General features: G+C 72.6%; 16 protein-coding genes. 5 read left to right on the forward strand and 11 right to left on the reverse strand.

From position 1 onward, the window contains the following. Position 1: 1 nt before the first annotated feature. The 8 genes from ACZ49J_RS06640 to ACZ49J_RS06675 all read right to left on the reverse strand — a co-directional run bounded on the left by ACZ49J_RS06640 (position 2) and on the right by ACZ49J_RS06675 (position 7,960). Positions 2–1,381, reverse strand: coding sequence for a YcaO-like family protein (locus ACZ49J_RS06640; protein WP_467452130.1), 1,380 nt, complete (start codon positions 1,379–1,381; stop codon positions 2–4). Then, a complete protein-coding gene (locus ACZ49J_RS06645; RefSeq protein ID WP_467452131.1) occupies positions 1,378–2,859 on the reverse strand; it encodes a CocE/NonD family hydrolase in 1,482 nt (493 codons plus the stop codon). Before ACZ49J_RS06645 ends, ACZ49J_RS06640 begins: the two co-directional genes overlap by 4 nt. Then, the gene (locus ACZ49J_RS06650) at positions 2,856–3,677 is read right to left on the reverse strand and encodes a hypothetical protein (protein WP_467452133.1); all 822 of its coding nucleotides are present in this window, start codon (positions 3,675–3,677) and stop codon (positions 2,856–2,858) included. The genes ACZ49J_RS06645 and ACZ49J_RS06650 overlap by 4 nt, the downstream gene beginning before the upstream one ends. Positions 3,678–3,771: 94 nt before the next feature. Beyond that, entirely contained in the window at positions 3,772–3,885 is a 114-nt protein-coding gene (amiA, locus tag ACZ49J_RS06655; protein ID WP_381027742.1) for a streptamidine family RiPP, read from the reverse strand. Positions 3,886–3,943: 58 nt separating this feature from the next. Next, complete coding sequence (locus ACZ49J_RS06660) at positions 3,944–4,765, reverse strand: ABC transporter ATP-binding protein (RefSeq protein ID WP_467452135.1); 822 nt, start codon at positions 4,763–4,765, stop codon at positions 3,944–3,946. Between the two features lie 17 nt (positions 4,766–4,782). Next, positions 4,783–5,790, reverse strand: coding sequence for a FecCD family ABC transporter permease (locus tag ACZ49J_RS06665; protein ID WP_467452136.1), 1,008 nt, complete (start codon positions 5,788–5,790; stop codon positions 4,783–4,785). Then, positions 5,787–6,872, reverse strand: coding sequence for a FecCD family ABC transporter permease (locus tag ACZ49J_RS06670; protein ID WP_467452281.1), 1,086 nt, complete (start codon positions 6,870–6,872; stop codon positions 5,787–5,789). Before ACZ49J_RS06670 ends, ACZ49J_RS06665 begins: the two co-directional genes overlap by 4 nt. Positions 6,873–6,976: 104 nt before the next feature. Continuing rightward, a complete protein-coding gene (locus ACZ49J_RS06675) occupies positions 6,977–7,960 on the reverse strand; it encodes an ABC transporter substrate-binding protein (protein ID WP_467452137.1) in 984 nt (327 codons plus the stop codon). A 95-nt stretch (positions 7,961–8,055) separates the two neighbouring features. On the opposite strand from ACZ49J_RS06675, the gene ACZ49J_RS06680 reads away from it, so the two are divergent. The 5 genes from ACZ49J_RS06680 to ACZ49J_RS06700 all read left to right on the forward strand — a co-directional run bounded on the left by ACZ49J_RS06680 (position 8,056) and on the right by ACZ49J_RS06700 (position 12,883). Further along, positions 8,056–9,255 carry a YncE family protein gene (locus ACZ49J_RS06680; protein ID WP_467452138.1) on the forward strand — a complete coding sequence of 400 codons (1,200 nt, stop codon included), beginning with the start codon at positions 8,056–8,058 and terminating at the stop codon, positions 9,253–9,255. Between the two features lie 578 nt (positions 9,256–9,833). Further along, a complete protein-coding gene (locus ACZ49J_RS06685; protein WP_467452139.1) occupies positions 9,834–10,097 on the forward strand; it encodes an ArsR/SmtB family transcription factor in 264 nt (87 codons plus the stop codon). Positions 10,098–10,420: 323 nt separating this feature from the next. Continuing rightward, complete coding sequence (locus ACZ49J_RS06690; RefSeq protein WP_467452140.1) at positions 10,421–11,593, forward strand: GTP-binding protein; 1,173 nt, start codon at positions 10,421–10,423, stop codon at positions 11,591–11,593. Positions 11,594–11,885: 292 nt separating this feature from the next. Then, entirely contained in the window at positions 11,886–12,131 is a 246-nt protein-coding gene (locus tag ACZ49J_RS06695; protein ID WP_467452141.1) for a hypothetical protein, read from the forward strand. Between the two features lie 308 nt (positions 12,132–12,439). Beyond that, positions 12,440–12,883, forward strand: a complete 444-nt coding sequence (locus ACZ49J_RS06700) for a Fur family transcriptional regulator (RefSeq protein ID WP_467452142.1) — start codon at positions 12,440–12,442, stop codon at positions 12,881–12,883. 107 nt (positions 12,884–12,990) lie between these two features. Here ACZ49J_RS06700 and ACZ49J_RS06705 read toward each other — a convergent pair whose 3' ends face one another. From ACZ49J_RS06705 to ACZ49J_RS06715, 3 genes are read right to left on the reverse strand one after another with little or no spacing between them, the layout of a single operon-like run. After that, positions 12,991–14,412 (reverse strand): aldehyde dehydrogenase family protein, encoded by a 1,422-nt coding sequence (locus ACZ49J_RS06705; RefSeq protein ID WP_467452143.1) that lies wholly within the window; start codon positions 14,410–14,412, stop codon positions 12,991–12,993. Beyond that, positions 14,409–15,287 (reverse strand): SDR family NAD(P)-dependent oxidoreductase, encoded by an 879-nt coding sequence (locus tag ACZ49J_RS06710; RefSeq protein ID WP_467452144.1) that lies wholly within the window; start codon positions 15,285–15,287, stop codon positions 14,409–14,411. The genes ACZ49J_RS06705 and ACZ49J_RS06710 overlap by 4 nt, the downstream gene beginning before the upstream one ends. Next, positions 15,284–16,630, reverse strand: a complete 1,347-nt coding sequence (locus ACZ49J_RS06715; RefSeq protein ID WP_467452146.1) for a flavin-containing monooxygenase — start codon at positions 16,628–16,630, stop codon at positions 15,284–15,286. Before ACZ49J_RS06715 ends, ACZ49J_RS06710 begins: the two co-directional genes overlap by 4 nt. Positions 16,631–16,771 lie beyond the last annotated feature (141 nt).

Below are 16,771 nucleotides of genomic sequence, written 5' to 3' on the forward strand. Positions count from 1 at the left end.
CTCACATGTGGGGCGGAGGAGCGAGGGTGAAGTCCTCCGGCCCGATCGGCGCGGTCGTACGCCAGCATCGTTCGACGGCGGCCTCGGCGAGGCGCGGACAGCCGAAGTAGCCGAAGGCGGCGGGCGCGTTGGGCAGGAGACCGGAGACGAGGACCCTGGCGACGCGCAGCGGGGTCTCGGCGACGTCCTCGGTGGTGACGTCAAAGGTCATGACCCGATGGCCCCGGTCGTGGAGCGTGTGCTGAAGCCGGTCCCGGCTGCCGGGTTCGACCGCCTCGACGGACACGACTCCGTGGGCGGGCTCGGTGAACCGCCGTGCCTCGGGTGCCATCCGCTCGTCCAGCCACACCTGCACGTGCGCGCCCAGGTCGCGTACGTGCGCGAAGTGGTCGCCGCAGGAGTCGAGATACCGGCCGTCCTCCCGGTGGTCCAGGTAGAGGCCGCGGGCGAGCAGCCCGGCCTCGACCGCGCGGAACACCCAGCCGCCGGGGTCGGTGAGGCCCTGGGTGAACACCCAGGTGTGGACGGCTTCGAGCACGGCCTTGCGGGCGGCCTCGGCCGGGTCGTACTTGCAGGCGAACCCGGCGGCGTACAGGCCGAGCCGGGGGTCGTGGACGAGTGCGGCCATGCAGGGGGCGAACTCCGAGGGCATCTCGGCAACCCATACGTCGAGCCCGGATCCGGCGAGGTCGTCGGTCAGACCGGGCACGCTGGCCGGTTCGATGCCACGGGTCGGGCCGTCGAGGTGCCACCACAGCTCCAGCGCGTCACGCTCGACGACCTCCAGCAGGCCGCGCTCGACGGCGTCGTCGAACCCCTGCCCGGTGGCGATGCCCGCGTAGTTGAGGTGGTGGGTGCGGGGCAGCGAACGCAGGCCGCCCTGGCGCCAGTTGAGGTGGGTGAGGGCCACCGGGGCCCAGACCTCGGTCCTTTCCCCGCCGGGCAGTCGTTCCTCGCCGCGCGTCCACAGGGACGGGGTGTCGGGGGTGAGGGGGCGGTAGGGGAACTTGTCGCGGGCGTACTGCCATTCGGCGTACGAGGGCAGCTCGTCCGGTCCGTACAGACGCAGGCCTTTCTCGGCCAGCTCGGCGGCCGTGGCACGCAGCGGTGCGTCGGGGTGGCCGGGCGGCGGTACGCGGTTGCCGCAGTACCGTTCGATGCCCTCGGCTATGGCGGCTGTGCGGGCGCCCTCGGGGTCGCCGAAGGTGGTGCCGAGCGACACCCGGTCGGCGGGCCACAACCCGAGCCTGCGCGCGTCGGCGATCTCGGCCGTGAGCGCGGTGTAGCGGGGCGGAGCGCCCGCGGGGTGCTCGACGGGCTCGACTGTGCGGACGATGCCGCAGACGGGGTCGACGAGAGCTTCCAGCGGCAGCGCCGTCATCGCAGGATCTCCTCTGCGGGATCGGTGGGAGTGGGACGGGTACGCAGTACGGGCAGCCGCAGCGCCACGCGCCCGGGGTCGACCGTGCGCCGGGACGCGAGCAGGTGGGTGGCCGTGACCGGGTCGTCGCCGGTGTGGGGGTTGCGTGCGTGGGCGGGGAAGTGGTGCCCGGCGATCTCGAGGCGGAGCCGGGTGCCCGCCGGCAGCCGCCGTGCGAGCCGGCCGAGCGCCACGCCGAACTCGGCGGCCCGGCCGGGAGGCTCCTCACGTCGCGCGACGCCGACCGCCAGCCGTTCGGCCGTGCCGTCGGGTGTGACCGCGGCGAGTCTGGCGAACCAGTCGGCGGAGGGTGTGTCGGCGGTGGCCCGCAACCGCACCTCGGCGGGTCCGACGACGTCCAGCGGGCGAGGCAGTGGAGGGGTGACGAGCAGGCAGCGGTCGGGCGTGCCATCCACGGGGACCGTCAACTCGGCCGACTTCACGGGTTGTTCGGGGTCAGCGGTGAAGGAGGCGCCGTGCAGCAGCCGTACGTGCGGACTGTACGGCTCTCCCTCCGTGCCGGCGGACATCCACAGAGAGCTGCCGCCCAGCCCCACCGCGCCGCGGTGCCCGTGGCCGAGTTCCCCGGCGAGGGCGAGGTGGGCCCAGCGGGCGTAGAGGTCGCCGAGGTTCACCCGGTGTGCCGGCGTGGCGTCGGCTCCGGGGTTCGCGACGAGGCTGTGGCCCCAGGGGCCCATCAGCAGGCGCGCCGAGGACCCTCCCCAGCGGTTCCAGAGCGTGATGGTGTCCTCGGTGAAGTGGTCGTGGTGGCCGCCCACCGCGAGCAGCGGCATCGCGGCACGTTCGGCCCGTGGGCCGGACAGGTCACGCTCGTGGTGCCGCCACACGCCCGGCCAGGAGGGAAGCTCGCGGCCCAGTCGCGCGGGGAGCCCGGACACCGGCAGATGGGCGAGCAGCCCGGGGTCGCCGGCGAGGGCCTTCCGTAGCGCTTCCTCGTCGGAGTCGCGACGGTCGCCGTGGGCCGCCCACCACCCGGCGCGGGCCGCCAGCCGTTCCACGCCCGACGGTTCACGAGCCGTCTCGGCGAAGCCCAGCGCGGGCACGGCCGCGATGACGGCGTCGGGTCGGGCGTCCTCGGGTGCGTCGAGCGCCAGGGCGAGCGCGCAGTGCGCGGCGTAGGAGGCGCCCGCCGCCACCAGCCGCCCGTCGCTCCAGGATTGCCGGCGGATCCAGCGGGTGGTCGCCGCTCCGTCGGCGGCCTCGTTCCGGTAGGGGTGCCACTCCCCTGCCGAGGCGTGCCGACCGCGTACGTCCTGGGCCAGTGCGACGAACCCACGCCGCGCCCACCCGCGCAGCTCGGCGTGATGGCGTCGCCGGTCGTAGGGCGTGCGGATGAGGACGGCGGGGAAGGGCCCATCGCCGTCCGGGAGCTGGATGTCGGTCGCGAGGCCCTCGACGGCCGCGGTGGACGGCGTCATCCGGTCTTCTCGGGCATCGGGGCAACGTCGGGGACGGGCAGTACGGGGTGCTCGGTGACGGTCAGCGTGCGCAGGTCGACACGGCGGAGCCGGCGCCGGGCGGGCAGTCCGCCGGTCTCGGGGGCGCCGGTGGCCCAGCGGGTGAGGTCGTCGGCGAGCAGGGCGGCGAGATATCCGGCTGCGGGAGCCGTCAGGCGGACGGATCGGCCGGTGGTCCGAGGGCCGGTCCAGTAGGCGTCCAGCTCGCGGTGCGCGGGCGTGGCGGCGAGCCGGCGGGCGCGGACGTGGGCGGAGGTGACGTCACCGGCGGTGGCCGCGAGGGGTTCGACGTAGGCCTGCCAGCCCTCGCGGTGACAGCGCAGCCAGGCCACACCGCGCTCGGGCAGCCGGTCGGCCGCGTCCCACAGCCCTTCGGGCACGGGACCGTCGAGGCACCACACGACGGCGGCGGGCTGTCCGTCCGCCGCTTCCTCGGGCGCTGTCGGCTGCGGATCGGCTCCCTCGGCCCGCAGGAAGGCGGCCAGTGGTCCGGTCAGCACGGGGTCGCCCACCAGCCGGACGTCCCGGCGCTCGGCGGGCCATGCCGTGCGCCGCGGACCTTGTGCCAGGTATCCGGCGTCCTCGAAGGCACGGACGAGGCGGTCGAGTTCGACGTCCGGCTCGTCCGTCGCCGCGCCGGACAGGCGGGCGAGGAGTGCGTTCTGGTCCGCCTCGCCGGCCCGCACGCTGAGGAACTCCCCGTCGGCCGTACGGACGGCGAGACCCCGCCCGGGCACGGCGACGACCTCGACACCGGGTGCGAGCTGACTGCGGGACACGTCGGTTCTCCTGTCGGGAAGGGCCGTGGAGGCGGGTGCGGGCCCGCCCGGAAGGCAGCGGGCGGGCCCACGGTCAAGGGCGGTTATCCCTTGCTCACTCCTCGGTGTCGTCGAAGGGGTTCTCGACGAGCGCGTTGGAGTGGGTGGCCGAGGCGTGGGCCAGCTGGCCCTGGTCGGCGATCGGCGCGAAGACCTGCTCGTTCTCCATGAACTCTCCTTATCCGCAAGGGAGGTGCGGCGTTCTGGTGAGCGCCGCACCAGCGACCTTAATGAATATGATTATCATTTACTAGTCCTTGAAGAGGGTGATCCGGGTAACACACCGGCCAACCGCCCTCGGGGTCCTGACCGACCCGGCCCGCCACCTGGAGGACATCCGCCAGCAGTCCGGGCGTGACCACCTCCTTCGGCGCCCCGTCGGCCACCACGCGGCCGTCCCGCAGCGCCACGATCCGCTCGGCGAACCGGGCGGCGTGCGCCAGGTCGTGCAGCACCATCACGACGGTGAGACCGCGTTCCTCGCGCAGCCGCACCACGGTCTGCAGCACGTCGAGCTGGTGATGCAGGTCCAGGTACGTGGTCGGCTCGTCGAGCAGCAGGACGCGGGTGTCCTGGGCGAGTGCCATCGCGAGCCGCACCCGCTGCCGCTCGCCCCCGGACAGCGCGTCGACGTCGCGCTCTGCCCACCGCTCCACGCCGACGTCGCGCAGGGCACGCCGCACCACGGGGTCGTCGCCCTCGCGCAGCATGCCGAGCGGCCCCCGGGCCGCGTACCGTCCCTGCCGGACGAGCTGCCGTACGGTCATGCCGGGGACGGCCGGGGCCGACTGGTGCAGCAGCGCGACACGCCGGGCGGTGGCGCGCCGGGAGAGCCGGGCCAGGTCGTCCCCGCCGAGCAGGACGCGTCCCTCGTCCGGCCGCAGCAGCCCGGCCGCCAGCCGCAACAGGGTTGACTTGCCGCAGCCGTTGAGCCCGATGAGGGCGGTCAGTTCGCCCGGCGCGACGGTCATGTCGACGCCGCGCAGCACCGGGCGGCCGGGGTAGCCGAAGCGGACCCCCTCGACGCGGATCCCCACGGACTCGGTCATGCTTCCCTCCGTCGACATCAGAACGTTCGGTTCGGCGCGCGACGCACGACGACCAGCAGCAGCACGGCCCCGAGGCAGGTGGTGAGTGCCCCGACCGGCAGCGTGAGCCGCCCGAAGTCGAGGGCGGCCGCCAGCAGCCGTGACAGCAGCTGCGCCGCCGCGTCCGACCCGCACACCACGGCAGCGCCCACCAGGGCGGCGCCGGGGAGCGACAACCGCAGGTCCGCGCCGAACACGGCCACGGCGACATGCGGTACGAGCAGCCCGACGAACCCCAGCGCGCCCACGGCGGCCACCGCGCCCGCCGTCAGCGCGACCGCGCACAGCAGGGCGAGGGTGCGGGCCCGTCGAGCGGACAGCCCTGCGGCGGTGGCGAGTTCGTCCCCGCAGCGCAACAGGGTCAGCGGCCCGGCGAGCAGCCATGCCGCCGCTCCCCAGACCAGCGCCCAGGGCCACAGCAGGTGCCAGTGCTGCCACACCCTGCCCTCGGTCGTGCCGACGAGCCACTGGACGACGCTGCCCAACTCGCCCGGCGCGACCAGCAGCACCATGGCGGTGAGTCCGCCGAGCACCGCCGAGACGAGGACCCCGTGCAGGGCGGTCTGTGCCGGGTCGCCCCGGCCGCGTCCGGCGAGCGACCACAGCAGCGCGGCCCCCGCGCAGCCCCCCACGCACGCGGCGACGACCACGGCCAGGGGCGATTCCCACCCCGCGAGGCCGAGGCCGGTCGCGGTGACGGCCCCGAGCACGGCGCCCGGCGTCACACCCGTGACCTCGGGTCCGGCGAGCGGGTTGCGCAGAGCGGACTGCAGGACCAGGCCCGCGACGCCGAGACACGCGCCCGCACCGAGGGCCACCAGCATCCGGGGCAGCCGGAGTTGGAACACGATGTGCCGTTCCGTCGCGTCGCCGCCTCCGCCGAGAACGTCCCAGACCAGGGCCGGGGACATACCACGCCCCGCCAGCAGTTCGGCGCAGGCACACACGACGACGAGCGCGGTGAGCGCCCCCACACGCCGGCTCACCGGGCCTCCCCCGTTCCCGTCGGCGCATCGGGCCTTTGCCGTTGGTCATGCCCGCGGGCCTCCGGGGAAGGTTCCCTGCCCCGCGAACCCGACAGCTCGGAGCGCGGGACACCGGAGACCGCCGCGGGGCGCGGAGCAACCGGCCTCCGCCTGCCCGACCGGAGCAGGGCGACTCCGGCCGGCACACCGAGCAGGGCCGTCCAGGCGCCAACCGGTGTCTCGACGGGCGCCAGGGCCAGCCGGGCCGGAAGGTCGGCGACGGCCACCACGACCGCACCCCACGCAGCCGACCAGGGCAGCCAACGCACCGCGTCCGCGGCGGGGTTGAGCCGTCGCGCCAGGTGCGGGGCGAGGAAGCCGACCCACGCCACCGGCCCGCACACGGCCGTCACGGGCGCGATGAGCACGACAGCGATGGCCAGCGCGGCCAACCGTGCCCGCTGCGCCCGGACGCCCAGTGCCTCGGCGTCCTCGTCCCCCAGCCGCAGCACCGAGAGCACCGGTGCGCACAGCACGAGCGCGGGCGCCGCGACGAGCAGCCATGGCCACAGCCCGGTGACGTCGTCCCAGGTGCGGGCGGAGAGCGAGCCGAGCAGGTACCGGTAGATCAGCTGGAGGTCGAGCTGGTCCGCCATCACCATGAGCACGAGCAGCGCCGCCTGCAACGCGGCGGCGACCGCGGCCCCGGTGAGCAGCACGGCGGACGGACTGCGCCCCAACCCGGCCGCGAACAGGGTGAGTCCGCCGCCGAGCACGGCCCCGCCGATCGCCATGAGCGGCTGGACGGCGGCCGGGATGGACACCGCCAGCACCAGGGGTGCGGCGACCCCGAGCGCGGCTCCCGACGAAACCCCCAGCATCTCGGGGATGGCGAGGGGATTGCGCAGCGCCTCCTGCAGCACCAGCCCCGCGGCCCCCAGACAGGCCCCGGCGACCAGCGCCAGGACCAGCCGGGGCACGCGGAGTTCGGTGACGACGATCCCGGCGAGCGTGGCGTCGGCCTCCCCCAGCGCCCCGGGCAACCGGTACAGCGGCACATAGGGGGTGCCCAGACTCAGTGCGCAGCCGGAGGCGACCAGCAACAGCACGGCCGGCAAGGCGAGTCGCCACAGCCGCCCGGACCGTACCGCCCTCCAGCGGCGCACGGTCACGTCGGACGCCGCGGCCCTGGTCGCAGGGGGCGCGCTCACCGCAGCGCGGCCGTGGCCTCGTCGAGAACGATTCCCAGCGAGCGCGTGCCGCGCCCCTTGGCCCAGACCTCGGAGTCGACCTCGTGGACCTCCCCGTTCCGCACGGCCGGGATCTTCCCCCACAGCGGGTTCTCGGCCAGCTTCTCGGACAGCTTGCCGTCCGTCTCGCCGAAGCTGATCGTCTCGGAGAAGATCACGTCGACGTCCGCCGCGAGGATCTCCTCAAGGCTGTGACTTCCCTCCACGCCACGCGACTTCCAGGGATAGTCGGCCAGCTTGGGGAACAGGCCGGCGACCACATCCGTCTCCGGGGTGGCGACGCCGAAGTTCTCGTCACTGCCGTAGATGACGAGCGCCGTCTTGTCGCTCCTGGCCTGCTCGGCCTTGGCGAGCTTGGCGCGGAAGGCCTTCTCGGCCTTCTCGCCCTCGGCGGTACGGCCGGTGAGCGCGGCGGCATCACGCAGGTAACCCACACTGTCCTGCCAGGTCTCCGGCTGCATGGGCCAGAACGTGGTCGCGCCCTTCAGCGCCGGGGCGAGCTTGCCGTGGGTGTCCTCGAGGCCGATCACGAGGTCAGGCTTGTGGGAGAGGATCGCCTCCACCTCGGGAGCGATGAAACCGCCGGGAATGACGTCGACGTCCTTGGCCTTCTCCTCGCCCAGGAAGTCGGGGTGGGCGAGCAGTGCGCTGTTCGTGGCCGTGGGGACGATGCCGAGCTCGGTCAGGATGTCGTCGCAGAGCGCGAAGAGGCACACGATGCGCTTCGGTTCGTCCTTCAGGGAGATCTTGACGCCGCCCGCGTCTGTCAACTCCCGCGTGGCCTTGATGGGTTCGACGGTGACGGCGGTCTTCGGACCGGCCGCGGCCGCGGCGTTCTGCTCGCCGGCGGGTTCGGTGGACGCTCCGCATCCGACCAGGACCGACCCCACTACCGCTGCGGCGAGGCCGCTTCGGACGAATCTCGACGGTGAGCGCAGCATCGATTGCCCTCGCTTCTTCCTTGATGGTCCTCAGACCCGTCGAACATACATGATAATCGTTTTCAACTGACCCCTTTTTAGCGAGGGAGGCACCGATGACCGTCGGTCCACTGCTGCTCGTCTCCGACCACGTGGGCGGATCCGTCCATGTGCTGACCGTGCCGGACGGCACCGAGACGGGCCGCCTCACGGGCCGCCATCTCTCCGAGCACGCCGGGTTCCTGGCGCTGCCCGGCGGCCGGGTGGCCTGCGTCGACGACCGCAGGGGTGAGTTGCTGGTGCTCGACCCGTTCGGCCACGAGCTGGTGGAGGACGCCATTCCGGTCGCCGTGCCGGCCGAGCACCTCGCCGTGGACCCGTCCGGCCGTTGGGTGGCCGTCACGACGGGCCTGGGCGAGAACGGCGAGCCGTGGTCCGATCTGCTGACAGTCGTCGACCTGGCCACGGGAGACGCGGCCCGGGTGCGCACGCGCGTGGGCGAGCCGGGGGTGAGCGTACTGGGGGGCGGAGACCCCCTCGTCGTCCTGCGGCACAGGGAGCCCGGCGCCCTGGCCGTCCACCGGTTCGCCGACCTGCTCGGCGCGCCGCCCGGCTGCCCGACGGCGACGCCCCACGCACACCTTCCGCTGCCGGACGACGGGCACGGGGACGCCCAGGTCCCGGCCCTCTGTCAGGTGTTCGCGGCCACCGGCGGGGGTGTGCACCGGGCGCGCCGGAAGGGCGACGCACTCGTCGCGCAGCCGGTGATCCCGTGGGGCGCGCCCGCACGGGGCTGGTATCTGCGGCTCGACACGCGGCGGCCGGCCCTGTGGTCGACACTACGGGGCGGCCCGGCGGACCCCCCTCGGTGGCCGGAGTGGACGAACCAGGCCTGGCGCCACGACCTGGACACCGGCCGTACGACCCTGACAGAGCTCGGCCCAGGGCTGGTCTTCCGGCTCGCCCTCGCCAAGGACCACACCGCCTTCACCCGCATCCACCCGGACGGGGACGAACTGATCCTGCTGGACGCCGACGGCAGGACCACCCACCGCGTCCCCCTCCCCGCCATGGACGGCGCACCCCGCCGCGACGGCACTCCGTGGGAGGGCGTACAGCGCCGGGCGGTGGCGGCGTCACCGGGCTCGGACTGGATCGCCGTCACCCGGGGCGGTCACGGCGAGGTTCACCTCTTCGATGCCCGAACGGGCAGCGAGGCAGCCTGTCTCAAGCTGGGCACGCCTCTGCATCACGGCGGCCACGTGATACTGCGCACGCGGACCGACGAGGCCGAAGGTGACCCCGCGGGGCGGTAAAGGGCCCTGGCCGCCCGCGCCGTAGCCCAGGGACCGCGCCCACGCCGTAGCCCAGGGACCGCGCCCACGCCGTAGCCCAGGGACCGCGCCCGCGCCGTAGCCCAGGAGACCGCACCTGCGCCGGCCACCGCGGAGCCACCCGCCGAAGGCCACGTCCCAGCACAGGCCGAACAGGGCGTCAAGCGACCGAGGACTGGACACGGCCTGCAGGACGAACCGCGGTGAGGGGTCGGGCGCGCCAGGGGCGCCGGGGCCGGCCCTCGCCGTCCTCGCGGGCGTGTACGGCGTTGCTCGGCGCAGATCGAGGAACTGCCGGGCCCGAGGGAATGCCTGGGCGCGGTCCGGCAGTGCGGCGACAGTCATGCCGTCATCGCGATGCGCCGGCCGCCGGCCGGCCCACCCGCCGGCCGGACACCCCTCGGCCGTCTGCCCGTGACGGTCGTTGCGGCATCCCGCCCGCGAAGTCCGATCATCCGCAAACCATTACCACCGTTTGGTCCACCGGTGACCTGCCGGCAGGGAGGATCCGCGTGGCGCTCGACGACAGACGAGCGCCAGACACATGCGGGAATCGCTGTATGGCGGCCGGCGAGTTGCTGCGCGCCCTGGCCTCACCGGTGCGCCTCGGCACCGTGCGCGAACTGGCCGGCGGCGGGAAGTACGTCCACGAACCGGTGACCGCACTGGGCGTCAGCCAGCCACTGGCCTCCCAGCACCTGCGGGTCCTGCGGACCTCCCGGAGCGTCACCGCCCGCCGCCGGGCCAGGGAAACGCAGTACAGCCTCACCGACGACCACGTGGCGCACATCGTGCTGGACGCCATCCGGCACGCACAGGAATAGCCATCACGGCCACGACGCCACGGCCGCCCGGCCTTCGCGGGGTGACCGTCGCCGTTTCCGCACAACAGCCCGCCGACCCCCACCCGCCGCACGCCCACCGCCCGACCCGACCGCCGAGCACCGACCGACCGCCACCCTCGCGTTAGTAATGGGATCCATTTTCATGTAGCTTCTTCCTCGCCCCACCCGAGGAGGAGAACCATGGCCGTCCCCCAGTGGAAGACGCCCCCCGGCAGCACCCGTCACCGCCACGCGCTGCGGAAGGCCACCTTGCCGACGCCGGTTCCGGTCCTGCTGCGGCCGGAGAGCTGAGGGGGACGAGGATGACGCACGACCGGCTGCCGGTGACCGTTCTGTCCGGCTTCCTCGGGGCGGGGAAGACCACGCTGCTCAACCACGTGCTCGGCAACCGTGAGGGGCTGCGCGTCGCGGTCATCGTGAACGACATGAGCGAGGTCAACATCGACGCGGCGCTGGTGCGCGGCGGCGAGGCCGCGCTGTCGCGGACCGAGGAACGCCTGGTCGAGATGACCAACGGCTGCATCTGCTGCACGCTCCGCGACGATCTGCTGGAGGAGGTCGACCGGCTGGCCCGCGAGGGCCGCTTCGACTACCTCCTCATCGAGTCCAGCGGCATTTCCGAGCCCATGCCGGTCGCGGCCACCTTCGCCTTCACCCGCGACGACGGCGCCACCCTCGGCGATCTCGCACGCCTGGACACCATGGTCACGGTCGTCGACGCGGCCAACTTCCTGCCCGAACTGACCAGCGGTGACGAGCTCGCCGAGCGTGGCCTCGACCAGTACGAGGACGACGAACGCACCGTCAGCGACCTGCTGATGGACCAGGTCGAGTTCGCCGACGTCATCGTGCTCAACAAGCTCGACCTGGTCGACGACGCCGACGCCGAGCGGCTGCGGGCGACGCTCACACGCCTCAACCCGATGGCGCGGATCGTGCCCGCCGTCCACGGCCGCGTGGAGCTCAAGGACGTACTCGGCACCCGGCTGTTCGACCTGGAGCGCGCCCAGCAGGCCCCCGGCTGGGTCATGGAGCTCAACGGCGACCATGTACCGGAGACCGAGGAGTACGGTATCTCCTCCACCGTCTTCCGCGCCGAACTGCCCTTCCATCCCGGGCGGTTGTGGCGGTTCGTGACCGAGGAGATGGACAGCGGCGGCCACGGGCACATCCTGCGCTCCAAGGGCTTCTTCACCCTGGCCGGACGCGCGCACGTGACGGGGCTGTGGTCGCAGGCCGGCTCCGTCGCCCGTTTCGAGCCCTCCGCCGCCCGCGACACCGACAGCCCGGCAGGCCAGGAGCTGGTCTTCATCGGGACGCACCTGAAGGCCGAGGCGCTCCACGCCGCGCTCACCGACTGCCTGATGGCGGACGGCGAGAACCCGCCCGCCGAGGATCCGTTCCCCGCCTGGGACACCTACGGCATCGACGACACCTGCGACCACGAACAGCCCGAACTCGTGGCACGCCCCTGAAGGCTCCGGGCCGGGCGGTGGACGCAGCCACGGCACCGCCCGGCCCGGTACGTCCCCTGACCACGGACACCGGATCGGGAGGCCGGCATGACGGAGCACGGTGAACGGCTGGGCGCGGCCCAGGAGACCTTGCTGATCCCGTCGTACGGGCACGCGGTGGACAGCCGGGAGCCCGACGCCGTCCCGCGCGTCACGCGGCGAAGGGGATCGTCGCCCCGACCGACCACGACTTCCCCCGGTTTCGACGGCCTGTTCCCCCGGCTTCGGCGGCCTGCCGAGTCCGACCGATGCGGTGCTGCGCACCGGCCTGTTCGGCCGGTGGGTCGCCGGCATCCCCGGCACCCACCCCACCGGAGCGGTCGTCGAGGCCGGGACCGGGCTCGACGCACGGTACGAGCGCCTCGACAAGGGCCGCACACGCCGGTTCGACCTCGGCCTGCCCGATGCGATCGTCCTGCGCCGTGCCTTCTCCAGGGACACCCCGCACCGGACGGCGATCGCCGCTTCGGTGACAGACGCGGACTGGGCCACACCGTGACCTCCCGAGCCGGGGCCCGTACTTCTTCACCACCGAAGCCGTCCGCTCGTATCCGGGCGAGGGTGACGAACAGCAGGTCGTCGGACTGCCCCCGGCCGCTGCCCCGGCCCCCCTGCCGGTCCGGGACGGCGCCGGCCCGGACGCACTGAGCGAGGGGACGCCGTCCGTCTCGCTCCGGAAGATGCGCTCACCGCGAATCGACGCCATCGAGGAGTGAGGCCGGCCGACCGCGTCACCGTAGTCATGGACATCGTGTTCGACTCGCCTGGCGTGGCGAGTCGGTACCAGCATCGCGGGAGGTATGCGGCATGCACGGTTCATCGACCGAGGAACGATCGCCGATCTGGCGTTCGACACGGCAACGGACCGCCGTGCTGCGCGTGTTACGCGACTCCCCCGGCTTCGTCTCCGCGCGGGAGCTGCACGAGGCGCTCTCCGCCGGGGGCGCCGCTGTGGGGCTCACCACGGTGTACCGGACCCTTCGGATGCTGGAGCGGGACGGACGCGTCGACGTCATACGGGAGATGTCCGGGGAACGGCTCTACCGCCCGCGGCCCACCGACGGTCACCGGCACTATCTCGTCTGCCGGCGCTGCGGGCTCAGTCGTGCCGTGGAAGCGGGAGCGGTCGAGCGCTGGGCCGACGACGTGGCCGCGGACACGGGGTTCTCCGAGGTGGAGCACACCGTGGAACTCACAGGAATCTGCGAGCAGTGCCGGCCGCGGTCCGATCAGGACGCGCAGCGCCCCTAGTGACAAGGTCAACTCTTGGCGACCACCTCATGGCGTGACGCGGCATCAGGCCGGCTGCGCCCTCGTGCGTGCACCGGGGCACGGCCGGCGTCAGTGGCCCGACGGGATCAGCGGGCGCGGATCCAGACGGTCTTCTCCCGGGTCCACTGCTCGAAGGCGTTGGTCGATTTCTCCACGCCGCCGAATCCGGACTGTTTCCAGCCGCCGAACGGTGTGGTGATGTCGCCCTCGCTGTAGGCGTTGACGGAGACCACGCCGGCCTGGACGCCGCGTGCCAACCGGAGTGCGGCGTCGAGGTCACGGGTCCACACCGAGGCGGCAAGCCCGTATTCGGTGGCGTTCGCCAGGTGCACCGCCTCCTCTTCGGAGGCAAAGGTCTGGACGGTGGCGACGGGGCCGAACAGTTCCTTGGTGAGTACGTCGCTGCCTTCGGGCGCGTGGGTGATCACGGTGGGCGGGTAGTAGGACCCGTGCGGCGGCAGGCCGTGCGGCAGACCTCCGGTGTGGATGCGGGCTCCCTTGGCCCGGGCGGCTTCCACCGCCGCCGCGACCCGTTCGAAGGCCGCCCGGTCGATGAGTGGCCCCACCTGGGTGCGCGGGTCCGCGGGGTCGCCGATGACCAGGCGCTTCGCGGCGGTCGTGAACCGCTCAAGGACCTCGTCGGCGATGCTGTCGTGGACCAGGACGCGGGAACCGGCGGTGCAGTTCTGCCCCATCGTCAGGAACGCGGCCTCGATCATGTGGTCGATGAGTTCGTCCCCGTAGGTGAGCGCGTCGGCCATCAGCACCTGGGGGCTCTTGCCGCCCATCTCCAGCGAGACGCGCTTGAAGTTGCTGTCGGCCGCGTCCTTGAGGATGCGGCGCCCCGTCCCGGTGGAGCCGGTGAACGACAGGGCGCCCACGACGGGGCTGCGGGCCAGGGCGGCGCCGGTGACGGAGCCGTGGCCGGTCAGGACCGTGAGGACACCCTCGGGCAGGCCGGCCTCCGCGGCGAGTTCGGCCAGGTGCAGGGCCGAGCGCGGGGTCGCCTCGGCGGGCTTGACCAGCAGGCAGTTGCCCGCGGCCAGGGCGGGCCCGACCTTCCACGCGGTCATGGCCAGCGGGTAGTTCCAGGGCAGGATCGCCGCCGCCACCCCGACCGGTTCGCGGCTCATCAGGCCCAGGCCGTCCCGTCCGCCGGGCGCGATCCTGCCGAACACCTTGTCGGCCGCTTCGGCGAACCAGCGGATCGACTCGACAGCACCGGGCACGTCGCCGGTGAGACACTCCGTGATCGGCTTCCCCGCGTCCTCGCTGTCCAGCCGGGCCAGGATCCCGGTGTCGCGTTCCATCAGGTCGGCGAGCCGCAGCAGCACGCCGCTGCGCTCCCGCACCCGCAGCCGCGACCACACGCCGGACGCGAACACCTGCCGGGCCCGCTCAGCGGCCTTGGCGACGTCTTCGGCGCTCGCGGCGGGCACGGTGGTGATCAGTTCCCCGGTGGTGGGGTTGACGACGCCCATCGTGGTGCGGCTTCCACTGGTGGTCATTTCTCCTCCGCCAGTTCCCAGTGTCCGTCGGCCTCGCGTGCCAGTCCGCGGCGGCGCAGTTCCTCGAGGTAGCGGGCCATGCCCCGCTCACCACGTTTGCGGAACAGCGGGAACAGCCTCGGCAACAGGTTCGGCGCCAGCATCGCGAGGCGGACCAGGCGGGACTCACCGGCCCGGGGGTATGCCTCAAGGCGCGGCTTGTCGAGCAGGCTCACCACCGCCGACACGACATCGGCGGGCTGCTGCGGTGGTTCCTGGAACTGCAGGGAGTTCCCGCCTTCCACGGCCTCCTGGCGCAGCATCCGGGTGTCGGTCGCGGACGGCAGCACCGACCCGGCCAGGATGCCCTTGCTCCTCAGGTCGAGCCCGATGGCGAGCATCGCCCCGCGGAGCCCGAACTTCGAGGCCGTGTAGACCGGGGTCTCGCCCAGCGGGAAGATCCCGCCGAGGGAGACGGTGGTGACCACGCGGCCGTCCCGGGAGGCTCGCAGCAGGGGGATCGCGATCCTGGTGGCGACCAGCGGCGAGGTCAGGTTGACGGTGATCTCCTGCTCGATGCTCTCGACGCTGCGCACGTCGAAGCGTTCGGCGCTGGTCATCCCCACGTTGTTGACGAGCACGTCGAGGCGGCCGTACGCGCGGGCGACCTGATCGAAAAGGTGCTCCACCCGGGCCCGGTCCGTCAGGTCGCAGCCGATGGCGGTGTGGCCGGCGCCGGGAAGCGCGGCGGCGACCTGCTTGGCGCGGGCCTCGTCGAGGTCGACGACGACGCAGCGGGCGCCCCCGGCGGCGAAGCGACCGCACAGCGCGCTGCCGATGCCCCCTGCGCCGCCGGTCACCATCATGACCTTGTCGTGGAAGTCGAAGCCGCTCATGACATCGCCCGGGCGTGCCGCAGGGACCGCGCGGGCGGCGGCTGGCCCTCGGTGCGCCACCCCATCTCAGCCGCGACCTTGGCGAGGTGCTTCACGATGGCACCGCTTTCGACGTAGCCGGTGTGCCGGGGCGAGTCGACGAATGTGATGCCGCCGGACAGGTCCGGGCGATCGGTACGGATCATGCGGGCGAACCGCTCGGCGTTCGGCAGCTTGTGTCCCGCGTCGTGGATGTACCCGGCGATCAGCTGGGCCTGCGTGTCGAAGAGCCGGTACGCGCCGGAGTTGGTCTCGACGAAGCCGACGCCGAACAGTCCCTGGTGCTCGCGGGAGAACGACGACAGGTACAGGTCGGGGTGCTGCTCGTCGCCGAAGTACTTCTGCGCGACCGGCACCTTGTGGACGTAGCCGGTGGCCAGCAGGATCAGGTCGAAGTCGTCGCGGGTGCCGTCGGTGAAACGGACCGTCCTGCCCTCGGTGCGGGCGATCCCCGGTTTGGCGGTGAGGTCTCCGTGCTGGAGGTGGTGCATCAGCATGGAGTTGATCGCCGGGTGGGTCTCGAAGAGCTTGTGGTCCGGTTTCTGCAGGCCCAGGCGCGTCGGATCGCCGTTGAGGATGCGCAGGAGGGTGCCGAAGACGCGCTGCGCCAGCCACATCGGCAGATGCGGCCCGCCGGCCGCGATGGTGTCCACCGGCCGCCCGAAGAGGTGCTTCGGGATGAACCAGTACCCGCGGCGCATGCTGATCACCGCGTGGTCCGCACTCCGTGCCGCGTCGCAGGCGATGTCACAGCCGGAGTTCCCGGCTCCCACGACCAGGACCCGCTTGCCGCGCAGTTCGTCCGCGCTGCGGTAGCCGGCCGTGTGGCGGACCTCGCCAGTGAAGTTCCCCGGCAGATCAGGGACGTTGGGATGCCACTGGGCGCCCGTGCACACCACGACCTGGCCGTGCACGGTTCGCTGTCCGTCGGTCCGGGTGACCACCCAGGTGCCGTCCGCGTTCTTCTCGACGCTTTCGACCTCGACGCCGAACTGGATGCGCTCCGTCAGCTGGTAGGCGTCGGCGAACGACCTCAGGTACGCGAGGATCTGCCGGTGCGGTGGATAGTCGGCGAATTCGTCGGGCATGGGAAAACCTCCGAAGCCCGAGAGGGTCTTGCTGGAAATGAAATGGGCCGACTCGTACATCGGGCTGCCGGGGTTGTCGATGTCCCAGATGCCGCCGGGCCCCGTGTGCCGCTCAAGGTGCGTGTACGGCAGTTTCCGCTCCGTCAGCGCTCTGGCGACCGCCAGCCCGGCAGGTCCCGCTCCGATCACACACGTGTCGTACTGGCCTTTTCCCATGAACCGATCCTTTTTCCAACTGTTCGCGGTCCCATTTCCGAAGGGCTGAAGAGAACTTATTCATCGGCCGTTCAGTGGGAACTGGTCCACGCGGTCAAAGAGGGGGCCTGAGCGGCCAGGCGCTTGCCGCCCCAGGCTGCC

Source organism: Streptomyces sp. NPDC030840 (assembly GCF_055572015.1).

Coding starts and splice junctions, on each gene's coding strand:
- ACZ49J_RS06640 (WP_467452130.1), bottom strand. CDS start 1,381: ATGACGGCGCTGCCGCTGGAAGCTCTCGTCGACCCCGTCTGCGGCATC.
- ACZ49J_RS06645 (WP_467452131.1), bottom strand. CDS start 2,859: ATGACGCCGTCCACCGCGGCCGTCGAGGGCCTCGCGACCGACATCCAG.
- amiA (WP_381027742.1), bottom strand. CDS start 3,885: ATGGAGAACGAGCAGGTCTTCGCGCCGATCGCCGACCAGGGCCAGCTG.
- ACZ49J_RS06660 (WP_467452135.1), bottom strand. CDS start 4,765: ATGACCGAGTCCGTGGGGATCCGCGTCGAGGGGGTCCGCTTCGGCTAC.
- ACZ49J_RS06675 (WP_467452137.1), bottom strand. CDS start 7,960: ATGCTGCGCTCACCGTCGAGATTCGTCCGAAGCGGCCTCGCCGCAGCG.
- ACZ49J_RS06680 (WP_467452138.1), top strand. CDS start 8,056: ATGACCGTCGGTCCACTGCTGCTCGTCTCCGACCACGTGGGCGGATCC.
- ACZ49J_RS06685 (WP_467452139.1), top strand. CDS start 9,834: ATGGCGGCCGGCGAGTTGCTGCGCGCCCTGGCCTCACCGGTGCGCCTC.
- ACZ49J_RS06690 (WP_467452140.1), top strand. CDS start 10,421: ATGACGCACGACCGGCTGCCGGTGACCGTTCTGTCCGGCTTCCTCGGG.
- ACZ49J_RS06700 (WP_467452142.1), top strand. CDS start 12,440: ATGCACGGTTCATCGACCGAGGAACGATCGCCGATCTGGCGTTCGACA.
- ACZ49J_RS06705 (WP_467452143.1), bottom strand. CDS start 14,412: ATGACCACCAGTGGAAGCCGCACCACGATGGGCGTCGTCAACCCCACC.
- ACZ49J_RS06710 (WP_467452144.1), bottom strand. CDS start 15,287: ATGAGCGGCTTCGACTTCCACGACAAGGTCATGATGGTGACCGGCGGC.
- ACZ49J_RS06715 (WP_467452146.1), bottom strand. CDS start 16,630: ATGGGAAAAGGCCAGTACGACACGTGTGTGATCGGAGCGGGACCTGCC.